Here is a 15,583-nt window from a genome sequence, read left to right as displayed (position 1 = left end):
ATTCTGGAGATAAACCCGTGTCTGTGTGGAAAACAGCGCGACAATCCCCAATGACGAAGGGTGACTGGCTATGTCTGGTAAGACGCAGCAACGTATCGGGAAAAGTGCCTGAGATGACAGGATGTTCAGCCGGTTAAAACGTGAATGCCGCCCCTTAAGTCGTAAGACGTTTATGGCCAAAAATGGCCATATGGCAACTACGTCTGTTGATAATTATCTTTATACTGTTTTTCTTTTAAGAGAAATCATTATGCCGCATTGCGCCGCTCATTTTACCTCCGCCGGTATTGGATTTATCAAGCAATGGCAGGGCCTGTCGCTGGAAAAGTATCAGGATAAAAATGGTGTATGGGTCATTGGCTACGGGCATGAAATTACACCCGATGAAACCTTTGTTACCCCCATTTCAATGGCGCAGGCAGAATCTCTGCTGCTCACGGATCTGGATATCTGCAAAGCATTAATACGCACAAATAAACCTCAACTTAACGACCCGTTTCAACAAGAAGTCTTTATTGCGTGGATGTTAAGTGTTGGGATAACGCGCTTTTGTCACGCAGAAATGTGGTCGGTTAATATTTCACAGCCAGATAGCGTCTGACCGTGAAATAAATATCAATTATAGAAATTCATTTAACATCATTGCCGCCTGAGTACGGTTTTTAACTTCCAGGCGCTGATAAAGTGACTCAAGGTGGGCTTTTACCGTTCCGGTACTGATATTTAACAGCCGACCAATTTGTTTATTTGACTCACCAGCCGCCAGCATGGTCAGGATCTCTCGCTGGCGGGCGCTTAATGTTTTTATATTTTGCCTGCTGCTATCGTTTGTCGCTAAGTGATCCCTGGGAAGAAACATCATGCCCATCGCAACGCTGTTAAGCGCCAGAATAAAGGTTTCTGCATCAGAGTCACGTGGTACAATGGCCAGCACGTTTAATTGCATCACATCCTGCAGCCATTTCTTACTGCAATCAGTGGCTGAGATCAGCACCTTCACCGTTGAAAAAGAGTGTGCAATCTGTTGCAACAAGCTGCAGCAAAACTCACCGTCGAGATCACCGTCCAGCATAAGTAGCGCATCCGGGGTGTTTTCCAGTTTTTGCCAAAGGTCATCTGCCTGACTGACACCCTGAACATTCACTCCTGGAATTCGTTGCTGCAAACTTACATTCATTCCATGAATAAATATTGACTGCCTGTCAAACATTATTACCTGCATTATTAACTCTCCGTCTAAAAAAATAGTAGCCTTGAGACGCGAAAGGGTATTCTTCATAAGGAAAAATAAGAACTCACCATTTGGCAGGGGTCATTCTACCGATAAGCAAAGAATAGAAAAGCAAGAGTTATGAATAGTTACAGCTCAAGAAAAAGGATTACACAAAGCGGGCAGAACAGGATAGATTTCTGAGACATTCCTCATTTATCGAGGGTCAGAATTCCTTATTAATATTATTTTTCAAAGAATACATTTTTAGCTTAAAATAAGACATCCTGAACAAATAATAAATATGTTACAAATTACAATATAGCATTAAGTGCTTATTCAACAGCTACCGCAGTCTATTGAATAAGCACGTTGCCGCATTACAGGAACATCCCGCCAGATACCTCAATACGCTGTGCAGTCATCCAGGCGAGTTCATCGCTGAGCAACGCGGCGATGGCATCACCGATGTCATCCGGTAGCCCGACGCGTCCCAGCGCCGTTTGCGAGGCAATATACGCATTCAGTTGCGCGTTATCACGCACATTCCCACCGCCGAAATCAGTTTCAATCGCGCCCGGCGCAATAATATTCGCCGTAATACCGCGTTCCCCCAACTCTTTAGCCTGATACCGGGTAAGCACTTCCATCGCCCCTTTCATGGCGGCATAGGCGCTGTAGCCCGGTAGGGCAAAACGCGCCAGACCGGTCGAGACATTGAGGATCCTTCCCCCTTTGTTCATCAGCGGAAGAAGACTCTGCGTCAGGAAAAATGGCCCCTTAAACTGGATGCTCAGCAGTTGGTCAAATTGCGCTTCGGTGAATGCAGAGTACGGCGCAGTAATGCCGATTCCGGCGTTGTTCAATAAATAATCAAACCCTTCGTTTTGCCACTGCGTCTTTAAGGTTTGCTTCATCTGTTCAACGAAGGATGGGAAAGTTGAAATATCTCCGACATTTAACGGTAATGCCGCTGCTTTTCCACCAGATTGCCGAATTTCATCCACAACCTGCTGCGCCTCTTTTTCATTACTGTTCCACGTCAGGACGATACCCATTCCTTTGTTCGCCAGCTTAAGTGCCGCGTTTTTACCGAGCCCACGACCGCCACCGGTCACTAATGCGATACGTTGCGTCATAAGAAACCTCATTTCAGGTGTTGTGATGATTGAGACAAAGCTTATTAGGTGGTAGAAGAACAATAAATATCGCTAATTGCGCATTACTGTTTCATTCAGAACAACAATAGGGCATGGAAATGGATAAAATTCACGCAATGCAGTTGTTCATCCGCGTCGCAGAACTGGAGAGTTTTTCGCGTGCGGCAGACACCCTTGGACTTCCTAAAGGTAGCGTATCGCGCCAAATTCAGGCCCTGGAAAATCACCTGGGCACGCAGCTTCTGCACCGCACCACCCGGCGCGTTCAGCTGACGCAGGACGGCATGATCTATTACGAGCGTGCAAAAGATCTGTTGAGCAATCTGGATGAACTGGATGGGTTATTCCATCACGATCCAGCCAGTATCAGCGGTAAGCTGCGCGTCGATATGCCGGTTGGCGTGGCGAGAAATCTGGTCATGCCCCGCCTGCCCGCCTTTTTGCATCAATATCCCGGGCTGGAGCTCGAACTCAGCAGCAGTGACCGCCTGGTAGACTTAATTCGTGAGGGTTTCGACTGCGTTGTCCGCGTTGGCACGCTGAAAGATTCAGGCCTGATTGCGCGTCCGCTGGGAAAACTCACGCAGATCAACTGCGCCAGCCCGCAGTATCTCGCCAGATTTGGGTATCCAGAAAGCCTGGAGGATTTAGCCTCGCACGCGGTGGTGCACTATTCGGTCAATTTGGGAACGCGTGCGCAAGGCTTCGAAGTGGCAACAGACAGCGGCGCTAAATGGGTCAAAACCGGCGGCATGCTGACGGTGAACAGCACCGAAACCTATCATGCCGCATGCCTTGCCGGGCTGGGCATTATTCAGGTACCACGCGTCGGGGTGCGTGAAGCCCTTCGCGCCGGTACGCTGGTTGAAGTGTTGCCGCAATATCGGGCCGAACCCATGCCCGTTTCTTTGCTCTATCCACATCGCCGTAACCTTTCCCGCCGGGTACATCTGTTCATGGAATGGTTGACCGGTGTGATGAAAGACTATGTGGATTAGCCCATTTTTCGGGAAGTGGGTGTGAGCGGCTATAATGTCATGAGTAAACAAAATAAGGACTACCGATCGGATGACGCAGGAACACGACGCAAAGCACCCTACGCCTGAACAACAGCAAACCACCACAACGCCGGTGAAAAACGCCACAGCGAACCAGGCGCTGAAAACGGCCATAACCTTCGCAGATAAAATTCAACGTCAACCTGTTATCGCCCACCTGATCCGCGCAGCAGAGCGTTTTAATGACCGAATGGGGAATCAGTTTGGCGCAGCCATCACGTATTTCTCGTTCCTGTCGATGATCCCTATCCTGATGGTGTCGTTTGCGGCGGCCGGTTTTATTCTCGCCTCACACCCCACGTTATTACAGGATATCTTCAGCAAAATATTGCTCAACGTTAGCGATCCGACGCTGGCCTCGACGCTGAAAAACACCATCAATACTGCCGTTCAGCAACGTACCACCGTGGGTCTGGTGGGACTTGGCATCGCCCTCTACTCTGGTATTAACTGGATGGGAAACCTGCGTGAAGCTATTCGTGCACAGTCGCGGGACGTCTGGGAACGCACACCGCAGGATCAGGAAAAAATATGGGTTAAATACCTGCGTGATTTTGTCTCATTGATTGGATTACTGATTGCGCTGATCGTTACGCTGTCGATTACCTCCATTGCCGGTTCTGCCCAGCAAATGATCATCTCGGCACTGTATCTCGACGGTATTGAATGGCTGAAACCCGCGTGGCGATTGATTGGCCTGACGATCTCCATTTTCGCCAACTATTTGCTGTTCTTCTGGATTTTCTGGCGTCTGCCGCGCCATCGTCCACGCAAGAGAGCGTTGATTCGTGGCACATTTATCGCCGCGCTGGGCTTTGAAGCGATCAAAATGATTATGACGTATACGCTGCCATCGTTGGTGCAATCACCGTCGGGCGCAGCATTTGGCTCTGTACTTGGGCTGATGGCATTTTTCTACTTCTTCGCCCGTCTGACCTTGTTCTGCGCAGCCTGGATTGCCACCGCTGAATACAAAGATGACCCGCGCATGCCGGGGAAAACGCAATAGCCACCGCCGGATGAGTTGTGAATTGCCGGATGGCGACGCATGCGTCTTATCCGGCCTACGGGTGAGTTTTGTAGGCCGGATAAGCGCAGCGCCATCCGGCAATTATAATGCCGCCTGCTTTCACCGATTTAGTGAATAAATCCAACCTGTAACTTTTATTTAACCCAAAACCAGTTTTATCATCCAGGTTTTAAATTATGTGAAGCATTTCATAGAAGTGAAAACGCCAGCATAAAAATTATCCCCTTTTTGACTTTATTTTGACCAGACTCAGCGTTTGTTACAGATTGAAATGTCTCTTTTGCTGTGCGTAATATGACCTTTCGTTCGACCCAAAATAAGAAAATATTATGCAAGCAACCGCCACAACACTCGATAACGAACAGGAACACGCCCCGGTCAATTCGCGCAATAAAGTCGTCGTCGCTTCACTCATCGGCACTGCCATTGAGTTCTTCGACTTCTATATTTACGCGACCGCGGCGGTGATCGTGTTCCCCCACATCTTCTTCCCGCAGGGTGACCCCGCGGCGGCAACGTTACAATCGCTGGCTACCTTTGCTATCGCCTTCGTGGCTCGCCCGATCGGCTCCGCCGTATTCGGCCATTTCGGCGATCGTGTTGGACGTAAAGTCACGCTGGTTGCTTCACTGCTTACCATGGGGATTTCAACGGTCGTCATCGGTCTGCTACCGGGTTATGAAACCATCGGCATTTTCGCCCCGTTGCTGCTGGCGCTGGCGCGTTTTGGCCAGGGTTTAGGCCTGGGAGGTGAATGGGGCGGTGCTGCACTGCTGGCGACGGAAAACGCGCCACCGCGTAAACGCGCGCTGTACGGTTCATTCCCGCAGTTGGGTGCGCCTATCGGTTTCTTCTTCGCTAACGGCACGTTCCTGCTGCTCTCCTGGCTGTTGACCGATGAGCAATTTATGAGCTGGGGATGGCGCGTACCTTTCATCTTCTCTGCCGTACTGGTCATTATCGGTCTGTACGTCCGTGTTTCGCTCCACGAATCGCCGGTATTTGCCAAAGTCGCCGCAGCGAAAAAGCAGGTAAAAATCCCGCTGGGCACTCTGCTGACAAAGCATGTTCGCGTAACCATCCTCGGCACGTTCATCATGCTGGCGACCTATACGCTGTTCTATATTATGACCGTCTACTCGATGACGTTCAGTACCGCCGCAGCCCCCGTAGGGCTTGGCCTGCCGCGTAATGAAGTGTTGTGGATGCTGATGATGGCGGTGATTGGTTTTGGCGTTATGGTACCAGTGGCAGGTCTGCTGGCCGATGCGTTTGGTCGTCGCAAAAGCATGCTCATCATCACCACGCTTATCATTTTGTTTGCACTGTTTGCCTTTAAGCCGTTGCTGGGTTCCGGTAACCCGGTGCTGGTGTTCGCTTTCCTGTTGTTGGGATTGAGCCTGATGGGGCTGACATTCGGCCCGATGGGGGCACTGCTGCCGGAGTTGTTCCCGACCGAAGTTCGCTACACGGGCGCATCATTCTCGTATAACGTCTCGTCGATTCTCGGTGCCTCTGTTGCCCCTTATATTGCCGCATGGCTGCAGGGGAACTACGGTCTGGCGGCGGTAGGAACCTATCTGGCATCAATGGCAGCGTTAACCCTGGTCGCCCTGCTGTTAACCCATGAGACACGGCATCAATCGCTGTAATTTGATTGCCTGATGGCGCTATGCTTATCAGGCCTACAGACTGCAATCCCCCGTAGGCCGGATAAGGTGTTTACGCCGCATCCGGCGCTCTCATCACTTCTTCATCTGCGACAGGATCGTCCGGCACTGATTCGCATCCCCCTCTGACGGAGAAATTAGCGCCAGCAGCGCCGCCGCTGGCGTAACCAGCGTTGCCAGCGCGGCAGCCACCGCACCGCGTGCAATCAACGGCCCAGCTTTTACCCCGGCCTGTGGGTTCTTAAATGTCCCGCGAACATACAGCGGTGAACGCAGGGTAATAATACGAATACCCTTGCTCTCCGGGTCGATGGTTAAATCCAGTTGCTCCGATGCAAAGCTTGCCGTACCGGTGACATTGATGACCGCGTTTTCGGTGTCGAAAGCAAAAATTTGTGGACGCGCAACCCCGTTAACAATATCCAGATTCGCTGCCGCGCAGTTTACCCGCACCTCATCATCACCAAATATCTGTCCGACGATATAGTTGCCCAGATTCAGCCCAACGATCTCCATCAGATTGCGACTGACCAATCCATCATTCATCAACAACTTCAGGTTACCGTTGCTGTTACCCAGCAGCGCAGCCACTGAATTTCCGCTACCGCTCAACCTGGCGTCACCGTTCATCTCACCGAGCGTTTTCTGCATCAGCGCCACATCCGGCATCAGCGCTTTTAGCTTCAGGCGGCGAGCCTGAATGTCCGCCTGCCCCCGCATCGGCTTTTTGTCCCCTTCCAGGTGGATGCTGGAGACAATGCTGCCCCCCGCGAGGCCAAATTTCAGCGGCTGTAGGCGCAGGTCGGCATTTTTCAGGATGATATGAGTGGAGAGATCGCTAATCGGCAGACTACTGCCGTGTTCGATACGCCGCCCTTTGAAACGTACGTCGGCGTCCATCACGTTCCATTTGTCGGTTTCAAATCGGTCATACGGCAAGACCTTGTCCGCTGGCTGGACGTTCTTCTCGCCTTTACGCTGCTCAGCGCGTTTTACCCGCTCCGCCCCTTTGCCTGAATCCACACCGATCAGCGGCCCCAAATCTGCCAGCCTCAGTTGGCGCGACTCAACGTCCCCCTTCAGCATGGGTCGCGGTTTACCGGTGGTATAGGTCAACGTTCCGTGAATATCGCTGTCGCCAATGCGGCCATTGAAATCGCGATAATCAAAAACAGAGGATTTTTCCGGATCAATTTTCGCAATCAGACGCCCGTCAGTTTCAAACGGTGGTGTATCCGGGAGCAGCACGCCGGTCAAATCATACAAATCCCCTAGCGAATCTCCCGAGAATTTCAGCCGCAGATCCGCCCCACCCATATTCATCGGATCGTTTATCGTGCCCATAAACGCCACGCGCGTATTGCCCGAACGGAAATCAGCCTGAATCGGGAAAGGGGTTCCTTCGCCGCGCAGCGCCAGCATTCCGCCAATTTTTCCCGTTCCGGTTAGCGGCTCACCGTTGTAGCGGCCCTGGGCTTTCAGACCAAAAATGTAATCCTCAACGCTGGTGCCCCCTTCTTTGCTGTTGGTGCCTGTCACTTCGCTAAACGGTAGCGGCTTGCCTAGTGGATCGACCAGGATCTCAAGCTCCGACTTCGTCACCTTATCGTTAATGGCGATCCGCCCTTGATCGAACAGAATGTTATCCAGCCTGAAAGACCACGCGGGTGGCGGCGCATTGGGATCGCGTTTTTCATCCCCAGCAAAGTTAAAGGTCCAGTTGTTGTTTTCCTCCGACAGCCGAATGAGCCGCGCATCGGGTTTCACCAGCTTGACCCACGGTAACCAGACGGTTTTTGTCAGCAGCGCCAACGGGGCAAGCGTCGCTTCAACACGGGGGAGATGTACCATTGTGACGTCGGGAATATCTGGCGGGTTGCCGAGGATAATATCTTCAGCATGAACATGCGGCCACGGAACCCAACTGCGCCAGCCGGTTTCCTGCTTCTGGCGTTCCCAGACGACGCCCAGATCACCGCGTATGGCGAATGGACGGTTGAGTTCAGTAGAGACTTTCTGGTTGATGGTCGGTTTGAGCCGGTTCCAGTCAAATGTCGCAATCACAATGATGAGCACGACGATCAGCAACAAGAAAAACCCTACTGTAGATATAGCTATTTTGCTTGTTTTTGTCATGTTTTCCTCCTGACTTCCTCCCTTGCCAGTCCTAAAGATAGTCCAGCAGGGCGAAAAGGAGGCACGCTACATCCGCATCAAAGCGACAGAATCACCTCTTCAAGGGTACTCAGCGGTACCGGACGAGAGAGGAAATAGCCCTGAGCAGCAAAAGCCGGTGAGTTTTGCACATCGCGCCACTCTTCCAGGGTTTCAACACCTTCGACAATCACGCCACGGCAATAGCGGTTCATAAGCTGGAGCAGCAAAGTGAAGAGGTTACGGCCTTCCGGCGTCTGACGCAGCATGACAAACAGATCCCGCGCCACTTTAATGTAGTCGTAGCTCACTTCGCTAAGGGCCGAGAAATTGGCCATCCCGGTACCAAAATCATCCAGCCAGAGCGGGCCGAACTCGCACATCGAGGCAAATGACGATCCCTTCGGTAAGCGGATATGCTCTACCAACTCAAAGCGTAACCAGGGCAGGCATTCAATGATTTTCAGGATCTCGGGGTCCTGGCGCATCGCAATGAGCGTCGGGCCATCGACATTGACGGAGGCCAGCAGATCGTGGGCTCTGAAAAAATCACTTTTCAGTTCAAGTTGTTCAAGCTGCTCTTTCACTACCTCAACGCGATGCCGAACAGCAACTTCAGCAAAATAACGGTCTGGCGCAATGCGTTGAGCAGGGTTATCAGGATGGCTCACGACGGTTAGCAGCTCGACGGCCATCAGCCGACCATTGGTCTGGTAAATGGGCTGATAAGTGTAAGCACGCTCGCACTGCAGCCAATAGCGTCGCTCCTGCAAGCATTCGATACTCGCATCTGGCGTAATTAGCTGCTGGGTGACCTGCTTTATCATCTGAGGTGTCCTGTAAATAAGAGTGTGACTGACCGGACTCGTCAAAGGTTATCGGCGCTCAGGCGCAGAACTTTACGTTCAGCAGTACGCAAAATAAAAACAGCGGCAAAAACGACACAGAACACGTTCTGGCTCAAAAAAATAATGGAACGTTGTTTTAATATAGTTGACCACTTAACACCCACAGCGCACACTAGCGCTAATTTTTTCAGAGCAGGTTACGACTATGTCCAGGAAGATTGCCGTGATTGGCGAATGCATGATTGAGCTGTCACAGAAAGGCGCTGACGTTCAGCGCGGATTCGGTGGCGACACGTTGAATACATCCGTTTATATTGCCCGTCAGGTCGATTCTGCGGCCCTTTCCGTACATTACGTCACGGCGCTGGGCACTGATAGTTTCAGCCAGCAAATGCTGGAATCCTGGCAGGGCGAAAACGTCGATACGTCATTAACCCAGCGTATGGAAAACCGTCTGCCGGGTCTCTATTACATTGAGACTGACAGTACTGGCGAACGCACCTTCTATTACTGGCGTAATGAAGCGGCGGCGAAATTCTGGCTGGAGAGCGAACAATCCGACGCCATTTGCAAAACGCTGGCGACATTCGACTACCTGTACCTGAGCGGAATCAGCCTGGCGATTTTAAGCCCGGCCAGCCGTGACAAACTGCTGTCGCTGCTGCGCGAGTGTCGCGCCAACGGCGGCAAGGTCATTTTTGACAATAACTACCGCCCACGTCTGTGGAGCAGCAAACAAGAGACGCAGCAGGTGTATCAGCAGATGCTGGAATGCACCGATATCGCGTTCCTGACGCTGGATGATGAAGACGCGCTGTGGGGTGAAAAACCTGTTGCCGAGGTGATGGCTCGCACTCACGCGGCTGGCGTGCAGGAAGTGGTAGTGAAGCGCGGCGCAGACTCTTGCCTGGTTTCCATCACTGGTGAAGAACTCATCGATGTCCCGGCCGTAAAACTGCCGAAAGAGAAGGTGATCGATACCACCGCTGCGGGAGACTCCTTCAGCGCAGGGTATCTGGCGGTACGTCTGACCGGCGGTGATGCCGTTGATGCCGCAAAACGCGGCCACCTGACAGCAAGCACCGTTATTCAGCATCGCGGAGCGATTATCCCACGCGACACCATGCCGCAATAACGTCGATTATCCGGTCTGCATACCGTAGGCCGGGCAAGCGAAGCGCCCCCGGCATCTCCAATGCCGGATGGCGGCGTAACCGCCTTATCTGGCCTACAGATTATTGTACCGGCGGGATATCCGTCACTTCAGGATGTGATTCATCCGTTTCAACCGACGTTGCCGCTGCGGTAACCGGCACCATAATGCTATCCCATGTCGCCTGCAGATCCTTCATATTGAATTCAGGCTCACCCTTCGGTTGCAGCAGAATTAACGCCATATCTTGCGACAGTTGTTGACGCAGATCCTGGTTCAGCATCTCAACGCTCAGGCCATTAAGGAAGTTCTGGCGTAAACGCTGATACTGTTCCGGCGCAATATCCACAACCTGGTTTTGCAACGAACGCAAACGCTGGCTGATCAAGATATCGGTGTCGGTGCGGCCATAGGTGGCAAACAGCTTTTGCAGCTCCAGATTCTTTTGCGCTACCAGCGCATTGAACTCTTCCTCCGGCAAGCCCTTATCGCGCACTTTGGCCAGCTCACGCGCAATCGTACCGAGGTTCGCGTTCAGCTTATCGTTCGGCGACTCAACGTTGATGGCGCACTGCGCACGCAGGAATAGCACCCGACAATCAAAGCCAAGACCAATGTCTTTGGTATTGTTTTTACTCAGCTCCTGCTGAATGTGCCAGAACAGCGCCTCACGGGCTAAATCCGCGCGCCAGTAACGTAACAGCGCGGCAGATTCACGGATGGGCTGCCACGGCGTATCCCACATAATGGAAAGGCGATCCTGGCGTACCGCATCGGTCATAATGCTCACGGCTTCTGCACGCAGCGGCGAAAGCGTCGGTACTGGCGCAGGCGTTTCACGTTTTCCTTTTAACTCACCGAAGGTTTTATTGATTTGCTCAGCCACGCTACGCGCGTCAACGTTACCGACGATAATTAGCGTCATTGCGTCCGGGGTATACCATTTCTGGTAGAACGACTGAATTTTTGCTGCATCAATCGGCTTTTTCAGCGGATCGGCGGGATCGTGCCCTAACAGCGTGGAGCCTTTCAGACGATAACGCCACCACCCTTCTTTGGTATCCGTCGGCCATGTTGCCACCATATCTTCGCTGCTCAGCGCATGGTTAACCGTTTCAGGGGTAATGGTCAGCTTGCCGGAGATATTCGCCAGATATGAGAGCGACTCTTTCAGCAGGTCATTCCGGCTATTGGGCAAGCTAAGGTTATACAGCGTGGAATCATAGGAAACGATAACGGGCGGCATGGGGCGTTTAGGATCAAACCCCTGCTGCCACAGAGAACGGGCTTGCGTGGCATCAAGGCCACCGCTTTGCGTCAGCGCGATACGTGGGATCGCATGGCTAAAACCACTCTGTTGCGTACTTTCGGTGAGTGAACCGGTATTTACCAGCAGGCGAACCTCAATACGGTCGCTGGGGCGCTGGGGGGTGGCTAACACTTGCCACTGGAGACCATTCGCCAGCGTGCCCTGTTGCCACGCCGGGTCAGGCTGGAGCGCATCTGCCTGCACATAGCCGGCAGAGGCCATCATCAGCAAGCCGCCCGCTAAAAGTCGAATTTTTGTGCCCTGCATGTGAACCCCTGATCAACTATCCTGGTAATAAAAAGACAGCCCTGAGAAGGACCCTCTGAATATGACGTTAAAAACACTTCGTGTTAGACCGCAAGAACATAAAAATGTCACGGAAGAAGTGAAAAAATCCCGAAACCGTCGAACAGACAGTTTCAGGCACAGGGGGTAATTATGCGCAAACGCCCGCAGTCCTGGAAGGGACTACGGGCATAAGTGACGAGATTAAGAGGATAAATCGTGCGTTTTGCCATCCGGCGCACGATTATTCAGCACATCATCAAGCTTTTTGTGGTCCAGTTCTTTCACCCACTTAGCCACAACGACCGTTGCCACACCGTTACCGACCAGGTTAGTCAGCGCACGCGCTTCAGACATAAAGCGGTCAATACCCAGGATGAGCGCCAGACCCGCTACCGGCAGATGCCCTACTGCGGAAATTGTCGCTGCCAGCACGATAAAACCACTTCCGGTCACGCCCGCTGCACCTTTCGAGGAGAGCAGCAGCACCACCAACAGGGTTATCTGATGGAAGATATCCATATGACTATTGGTGGCCTGCGCGATAAACACCGCCGCCATCGTCAGATATATCGATGTTCCATCAAGGTTAAACGAGTAGCCGGTGGGAATAACCAGACCAACGACGGACTTCCGGCAGCCCAGTTTTTCCATCTTATCAAGCATACGCGGCAGCGCTGACTCGGAAGAAGAGGTCCCCAGAACGATCAGCAGTTCTTCACGGATATAGCGTATAAACTTAAAGATGCTGAAGCCGGTTGCGCGGGCAATCGAGCCCAGAACCACGACCACAAACAGGATACAGGTAATGTAGAAGCAGATAATCAACTGACCCAGTTGCACCAGCGTTCCGACGCCATACTTACCGATGGTAAAGGCCATAGCGCCGAAAGCACCGATCGGCGCAAGGCGCATGATCATGTTGATAATGCCGAAAATAACCTGCGAGAAACTTTCAATTACGTTGAAAATCATCTGGCCTTTGCTGCCCAGACGATGCAGAGCAAAACCAAACATCACCGCGAACAACAATACCTGCAGGATGTTGCCGCTGGCGAACGCGCCGATGACGCTACCTGGGATAATATCCATCAGGAAGCCCACGATCCCCTGGTCTTTTGCCTGCTCGGCGTAAATCGCCACCGCTTTGGCATCCAGCGTTGCCGGATCGACGTTCATCCCCGCACCGGGTTGCACCACGTTGACAATGATAAGACCAATGATCAGCGCAATCGTACTAACCACTTCAAAATAAAGCAGTGCAACCGCACCTGTGCGGCCTACTGCTTTCATACTTTCCATACCTGCAATGCCGGTAACGACAGTACAGAAGATAACAGGTGCGATGACCATCTTAATGAGCTTAACGAACGCGTCGCCAAGCGGTTTCATTTGGGCGCCTAATTCAGGGTAGTAATGGCCAAGGAGGATACCAATGGCAATTGCTGTCAGGACCTGAAAGTAAAGGCTTTTGAAGATAGAGGGTTTCATAGGGTGTCCTTAAAGTAAAAACCACAGGTCTTGTAAGGTTTTGTTTAACCTGCGGCCTTAAAGTAACACCCACACAACATGACAGAAATGCACCTGGATCATAATTGATACAAATTTGTTAAAAATTTTGAACTGGCTCGCACAAGCGCTACCTTTTTTAACTTTTGTAATCAGCTGATTCCTTCGCTAAATAGCGTTCTTCGAAGATATCTGCCGGAACCGGACGTGCAAACAGGAATCCTTGCGCGACTTCTACCCCTGCCTGTGATAACCAGTCGCGTTGCGCTTCGGTTTCAACGCCTTCCGCAATCATTTGCAAATTGAGACTATGAGCCAGCTGAATAATGGCAGAAATCATACTGCTATCTTCTGGCAGGCCTTCAACAAACATCTTATCGATTTTGAGCACATCAACTGGCAGTGACTTCATGTGCTGCAACTGCCGCAGACCCGCATAGCCCATACCAAAATCATCCAACGCAATGCGTACCCCCGCATTGCGCAGCGGACGCAGGATAGCGACAGCGGCGTTTGGATCATCTATATGCCGGCTTTCGGTAACTTCCAGAATCAACGTGCCGGGCTTAATACGATAGCGGTTTAGCAATTCCAGCAGATCCGACACCATACTGGGGTGCATCAGCTGTAGCGCAGACAGATTCACCGACAGCGGTAACATCAGACCACGTTCCTGCCAGGCCGCAAGCTGGCGACAAGACTCCTCCAGCACCCAATATCCAACCGTCACCATCAGACCACAGGATTCAATCCTGTCGATTAACCCTTCAGGTAATTCCCAGCTTCCGTCTGCCTGCTGCATCCGCAATAAAGCTTCGGCACTCAACATCTTGCCGCTGGCGATCTCTACCTGCGGTTGCATCCACAGCGCAAATTGCTGGTGATCAAGCGCGGTCAGAATGTCGTTCTCTTCGGTCAAACGCTGCTGTGCTTCTTCCATTTGCTGCGGATCAAAGAATTGGATCTGGTTTTTACCCTTGCGACGCGAGGTTAGCACTGCTGATAGCGCGCGACTGTATAGCTGTTCCGCCGTCAAATCGCCGTAGAACATTGCCACCCCAATATTGCAGCTCGGGCGTAGCTGAATACCCTGAATGGGCAACCGTTCATTCATGATAGTGAGTACTTGCTGACCTAATGTGATTGCATGCCAGGGTTCCTTCACACCGTGCGCGATAATCGCGAAGTCATAACCGCTTACCTGAGTAAGCACCATTCTGGGTGCCAGCACCGATCTCAGTTTCTCAACCAGCGTCAACAGCAGGATTTCCCGCTGGGTCTCGGTCAATACGCCGGCGGTATCACGCAGGGTTTCACAGGTGACAATCATCAGCGCAGTTGTTTGCGGGCCAGTAACAATCTGCTCAAGTAGCCCCATTAAGAACGTCTTATTTGGCAGTTCAGAGACCGGAAAGCGCATCGAATTGTCGTTCTGCTCTTCACTGTGGCGCAGGACCAGTTGCTGATTCAGGTTGTAGCTACGCACCAGCATCCCAATCTCATCATCCTGATGCATAGGCGGCAATGCCAGTTGATAGCCGATCAGATCCTGCTGCGGAATATCGTTCAGTTCGCGAGCAATTTTACGTAACGGGTGCACAATCAGGCGGTTAATGCACCAGGAAATGGCTACCGACAGGATTAACGACAAAAGTAAGTAAATGGTCACTAACGTTGAAAGCGTGCTCGTCACGAATTTGTACATGCGGTATGAATCCGCCTGTAACACCAGATACGCCAGCGGCTGTGGGTTGGCAGAGCGCTCAAGAGAATAGACCGGGAGCGAAATCTGCACCGGCAGTTCAAACAGTCGGGTCACCGGAACCGGAACGGGGCGTTCAGGGATAAAGCTCATCCGCAATGCCTGAAACTGGTTGGGCAGTACCACATCCGCGCGGCTGACCACGCCAGCGGGCTGGATACGGCTTAAAATCATTTCCGCTTCGGGGATATCCCCCTTCAGGATGGCGGCCGACAGAGGTTCACGGACGGAGCGAGCGATGCTTTCCAGTTGCGTAGCCGTGTTATAGCGGTTCTGCTGAACCAAATGGAACAACAAAACGGTGCAAAAAATAAAAACAAACACCATGACAACGGCCGCAACCATCGCCATCTGCTTAATTGTTAACGAGCGACTGACACGCAAACTGACTCTCCACGGATAGACAAAAACTGCCGTCAGAGTATACCCCATCGT

Annotated in this window: 12 protein-coding genes; 5 read left to right on the top strand and 7 right to left on the bottom strand. The window is 51.9% G+C overall.

The genetic code is table 11. The annotated features are described in order from the left end of the window. The first annotated feature begins 250 nt into the window (after positions 1–250). Complete coding sequence (locus tag IB196_RS01080; RefSeq protein WP_040231649.1) at positions 251–601, top strand: lysozyme; 351 nt, start codon at positions 251–253, stop codon at positions 599–601. Between the two features lie 18 nt (positions 602–619). Here the strand turns inward: IB196_RS01080 and IB196_RS01075 are convergent, their stop codons facing one another. Together IB196_RS01075 and IB196_RS01070 are read right to left on the bottom strand one after the other, a co-directional pair. After that, complete coding sequence (locus IB196_RS01075; RefSeq protein WP_005122485.1) at positions 620–1,222, bottom strand: response regulator transcription factor; 603 nt, start codon at positions 1,220–1,222, stop codon at positions 620–622. 368 nt (positions 1,223–1,590) lie between these two features. Then, complete coding sequence (locus tag IB196_RS01070) at positions 1,591–2,349, bottom strand: SDR family oxidoreductase (protein ID WP_040231646.1); 759 nt, start codon at positions 2,347–2,349, stop codon at positions 1,591–1,593. 119 nt (positions 2,350–2,468) lie between these two features. On the opposite strand from IB196_RS01070, the gene IB196_RS01065 reads away from it, so the two are divergent. The 3 genes from IB196_RS01065 (at position 2,469) to IB196_RS01055 (ending at position 6,110) form a co-directional block, all read left to right on the top strand. Continuing rightward, positions 2,469–3,368, top strand: a complete 900-nt coding sequence (locus IB196_RS01065; RefSeq protein WP_005133858.1) for a LysR family transcriptional regulator — start codon at positions 2,469–2,471, stop codon at positions 3,366–3,368. A 70-nt stretch (positions 3,369–3,438) separates the two neighbouring features. Then, positions 3,439–4,437 carry an inner membrane protein YhjD gene (gene yhjD / locus IB196_RS01060; RefSeq protein ID WP_040231645.1) on the top strand — a complete coding sequence of 333 codons (999 nt, stop codon included), beginning with the start codon at positions 3,439–3,441 and terminating at the stop codon, positions 4,435–4,437. Positions 4,438–4,787: 350 nt separating this feature from the next. Beyond that, entirely contained in the window at positions 4,788–6,110 is a 1,323-nt protein-coding gene (locus IB196_RS01055; protein WP_005133855.1) for an MFS transporter, read from the top strand. Positions 6,111–6,203: 93 nt separating this feature from the next. On the opposite strand, the gene IB196_RS01050 is transcribed toward IB196_RS01055, so the two are convergent. Further along, entirely contained in the window at positions 6,204–8,264 is a 2,061-nt protein-coding gene (locus IB196_RS01050; protein WP_155021701.1) for an AsmA family protein, read from the bottom strand. A gap of 77 nt (positions 8,265–8,341) precedes the next feature. Further along, complete coding sequence (gene pdeH / locus IB196_RS01045; RefSeq protein WP_005133851.1) at positions 8,342–9,109, bottom strand: cyclic-guanylate-specific phosphodiesterase; 768 nt, start codon at positions 9,107–9,109, stop codon at positions 8,342–8,344. Between the two features lie 226 nt (positions 9,110–9,335). Here pdeH and IB196_RS01040 point away from each other — a divergent pair, with 226 nt between their 5' ends. Continuing rightward, on the top strand, positions 9,336–10,265 hold the full coding sequence (locus IB196_RS01040) for a sugar kinase (protein WP_149691849.1): 930 nt from the start codon (positions 9,336–9,338) through the stop codon (positions 10,263–10,265). 100 nt (positions 10,266–10,365) lie between these two features. On the opposite strand, the gene IB196_RS01035 is transcribed toward IB196_RS01040, so the two are convergent. The 3 genes from IB196_RS01035 to hmsP all read right to left on the bottom strand — a co-directional run bounded on the left by IB196_RS01035 (position 10,366) and on the right by hmsP (position 15,532). After that, positions 10,366–11,859 carry a pitrilysin family protein gene (locus tag IB196_RS01035; RefSeq protein WP_005133848.1) on the bottom strand — a complete coding sequence of 498 codons (1,494 nt, stop codon included), beginning with the start codon at positions 11,857–11,859 and terminating at the stop codon, positions 10,366–10,368. A gap of 222 nt (positions 11,860–12,081) precedes the next feature. Further along, positions 12,082–13,368, bottom strand: coding sequence for a C4-dicarboxylate transporter DctC (dctA, locus tag IB196_RS01030; protein WP_005133846.1), 1,287 nt, complete (start codon positions 13,366–13,368; stop codon positions 12,082–12,084). 157 nt (positions 13,369–13,525) lie between these two features. Then, a complete protein-coding gene (gene hmsP / locus IB196_RS01025; protein WP_040231638.1) occupies positions 13,526–15,532 on the bottom strand; it encodes a biofilm formation regulator HmsP in 2,007 nt (668 codons plus the stop codon). Positions 15,533–15,583 lie beyond the last annotated feature (51 nt).

This window comes from Citrobacter sp. C6_1, from assembly GCF_014596835.2.
Classification (GTDB): Bacteria; Pseudomonadota; Gammaproteobacteria; order Enterobacterales; family Enterobacteriaceae; genus Citrobacter; species Citrobacter pasteurii.
Note: the sequence above shows the minus strand (reverse complement) of the source record. Positions and strands in the feature narration are given on the sequence as shown.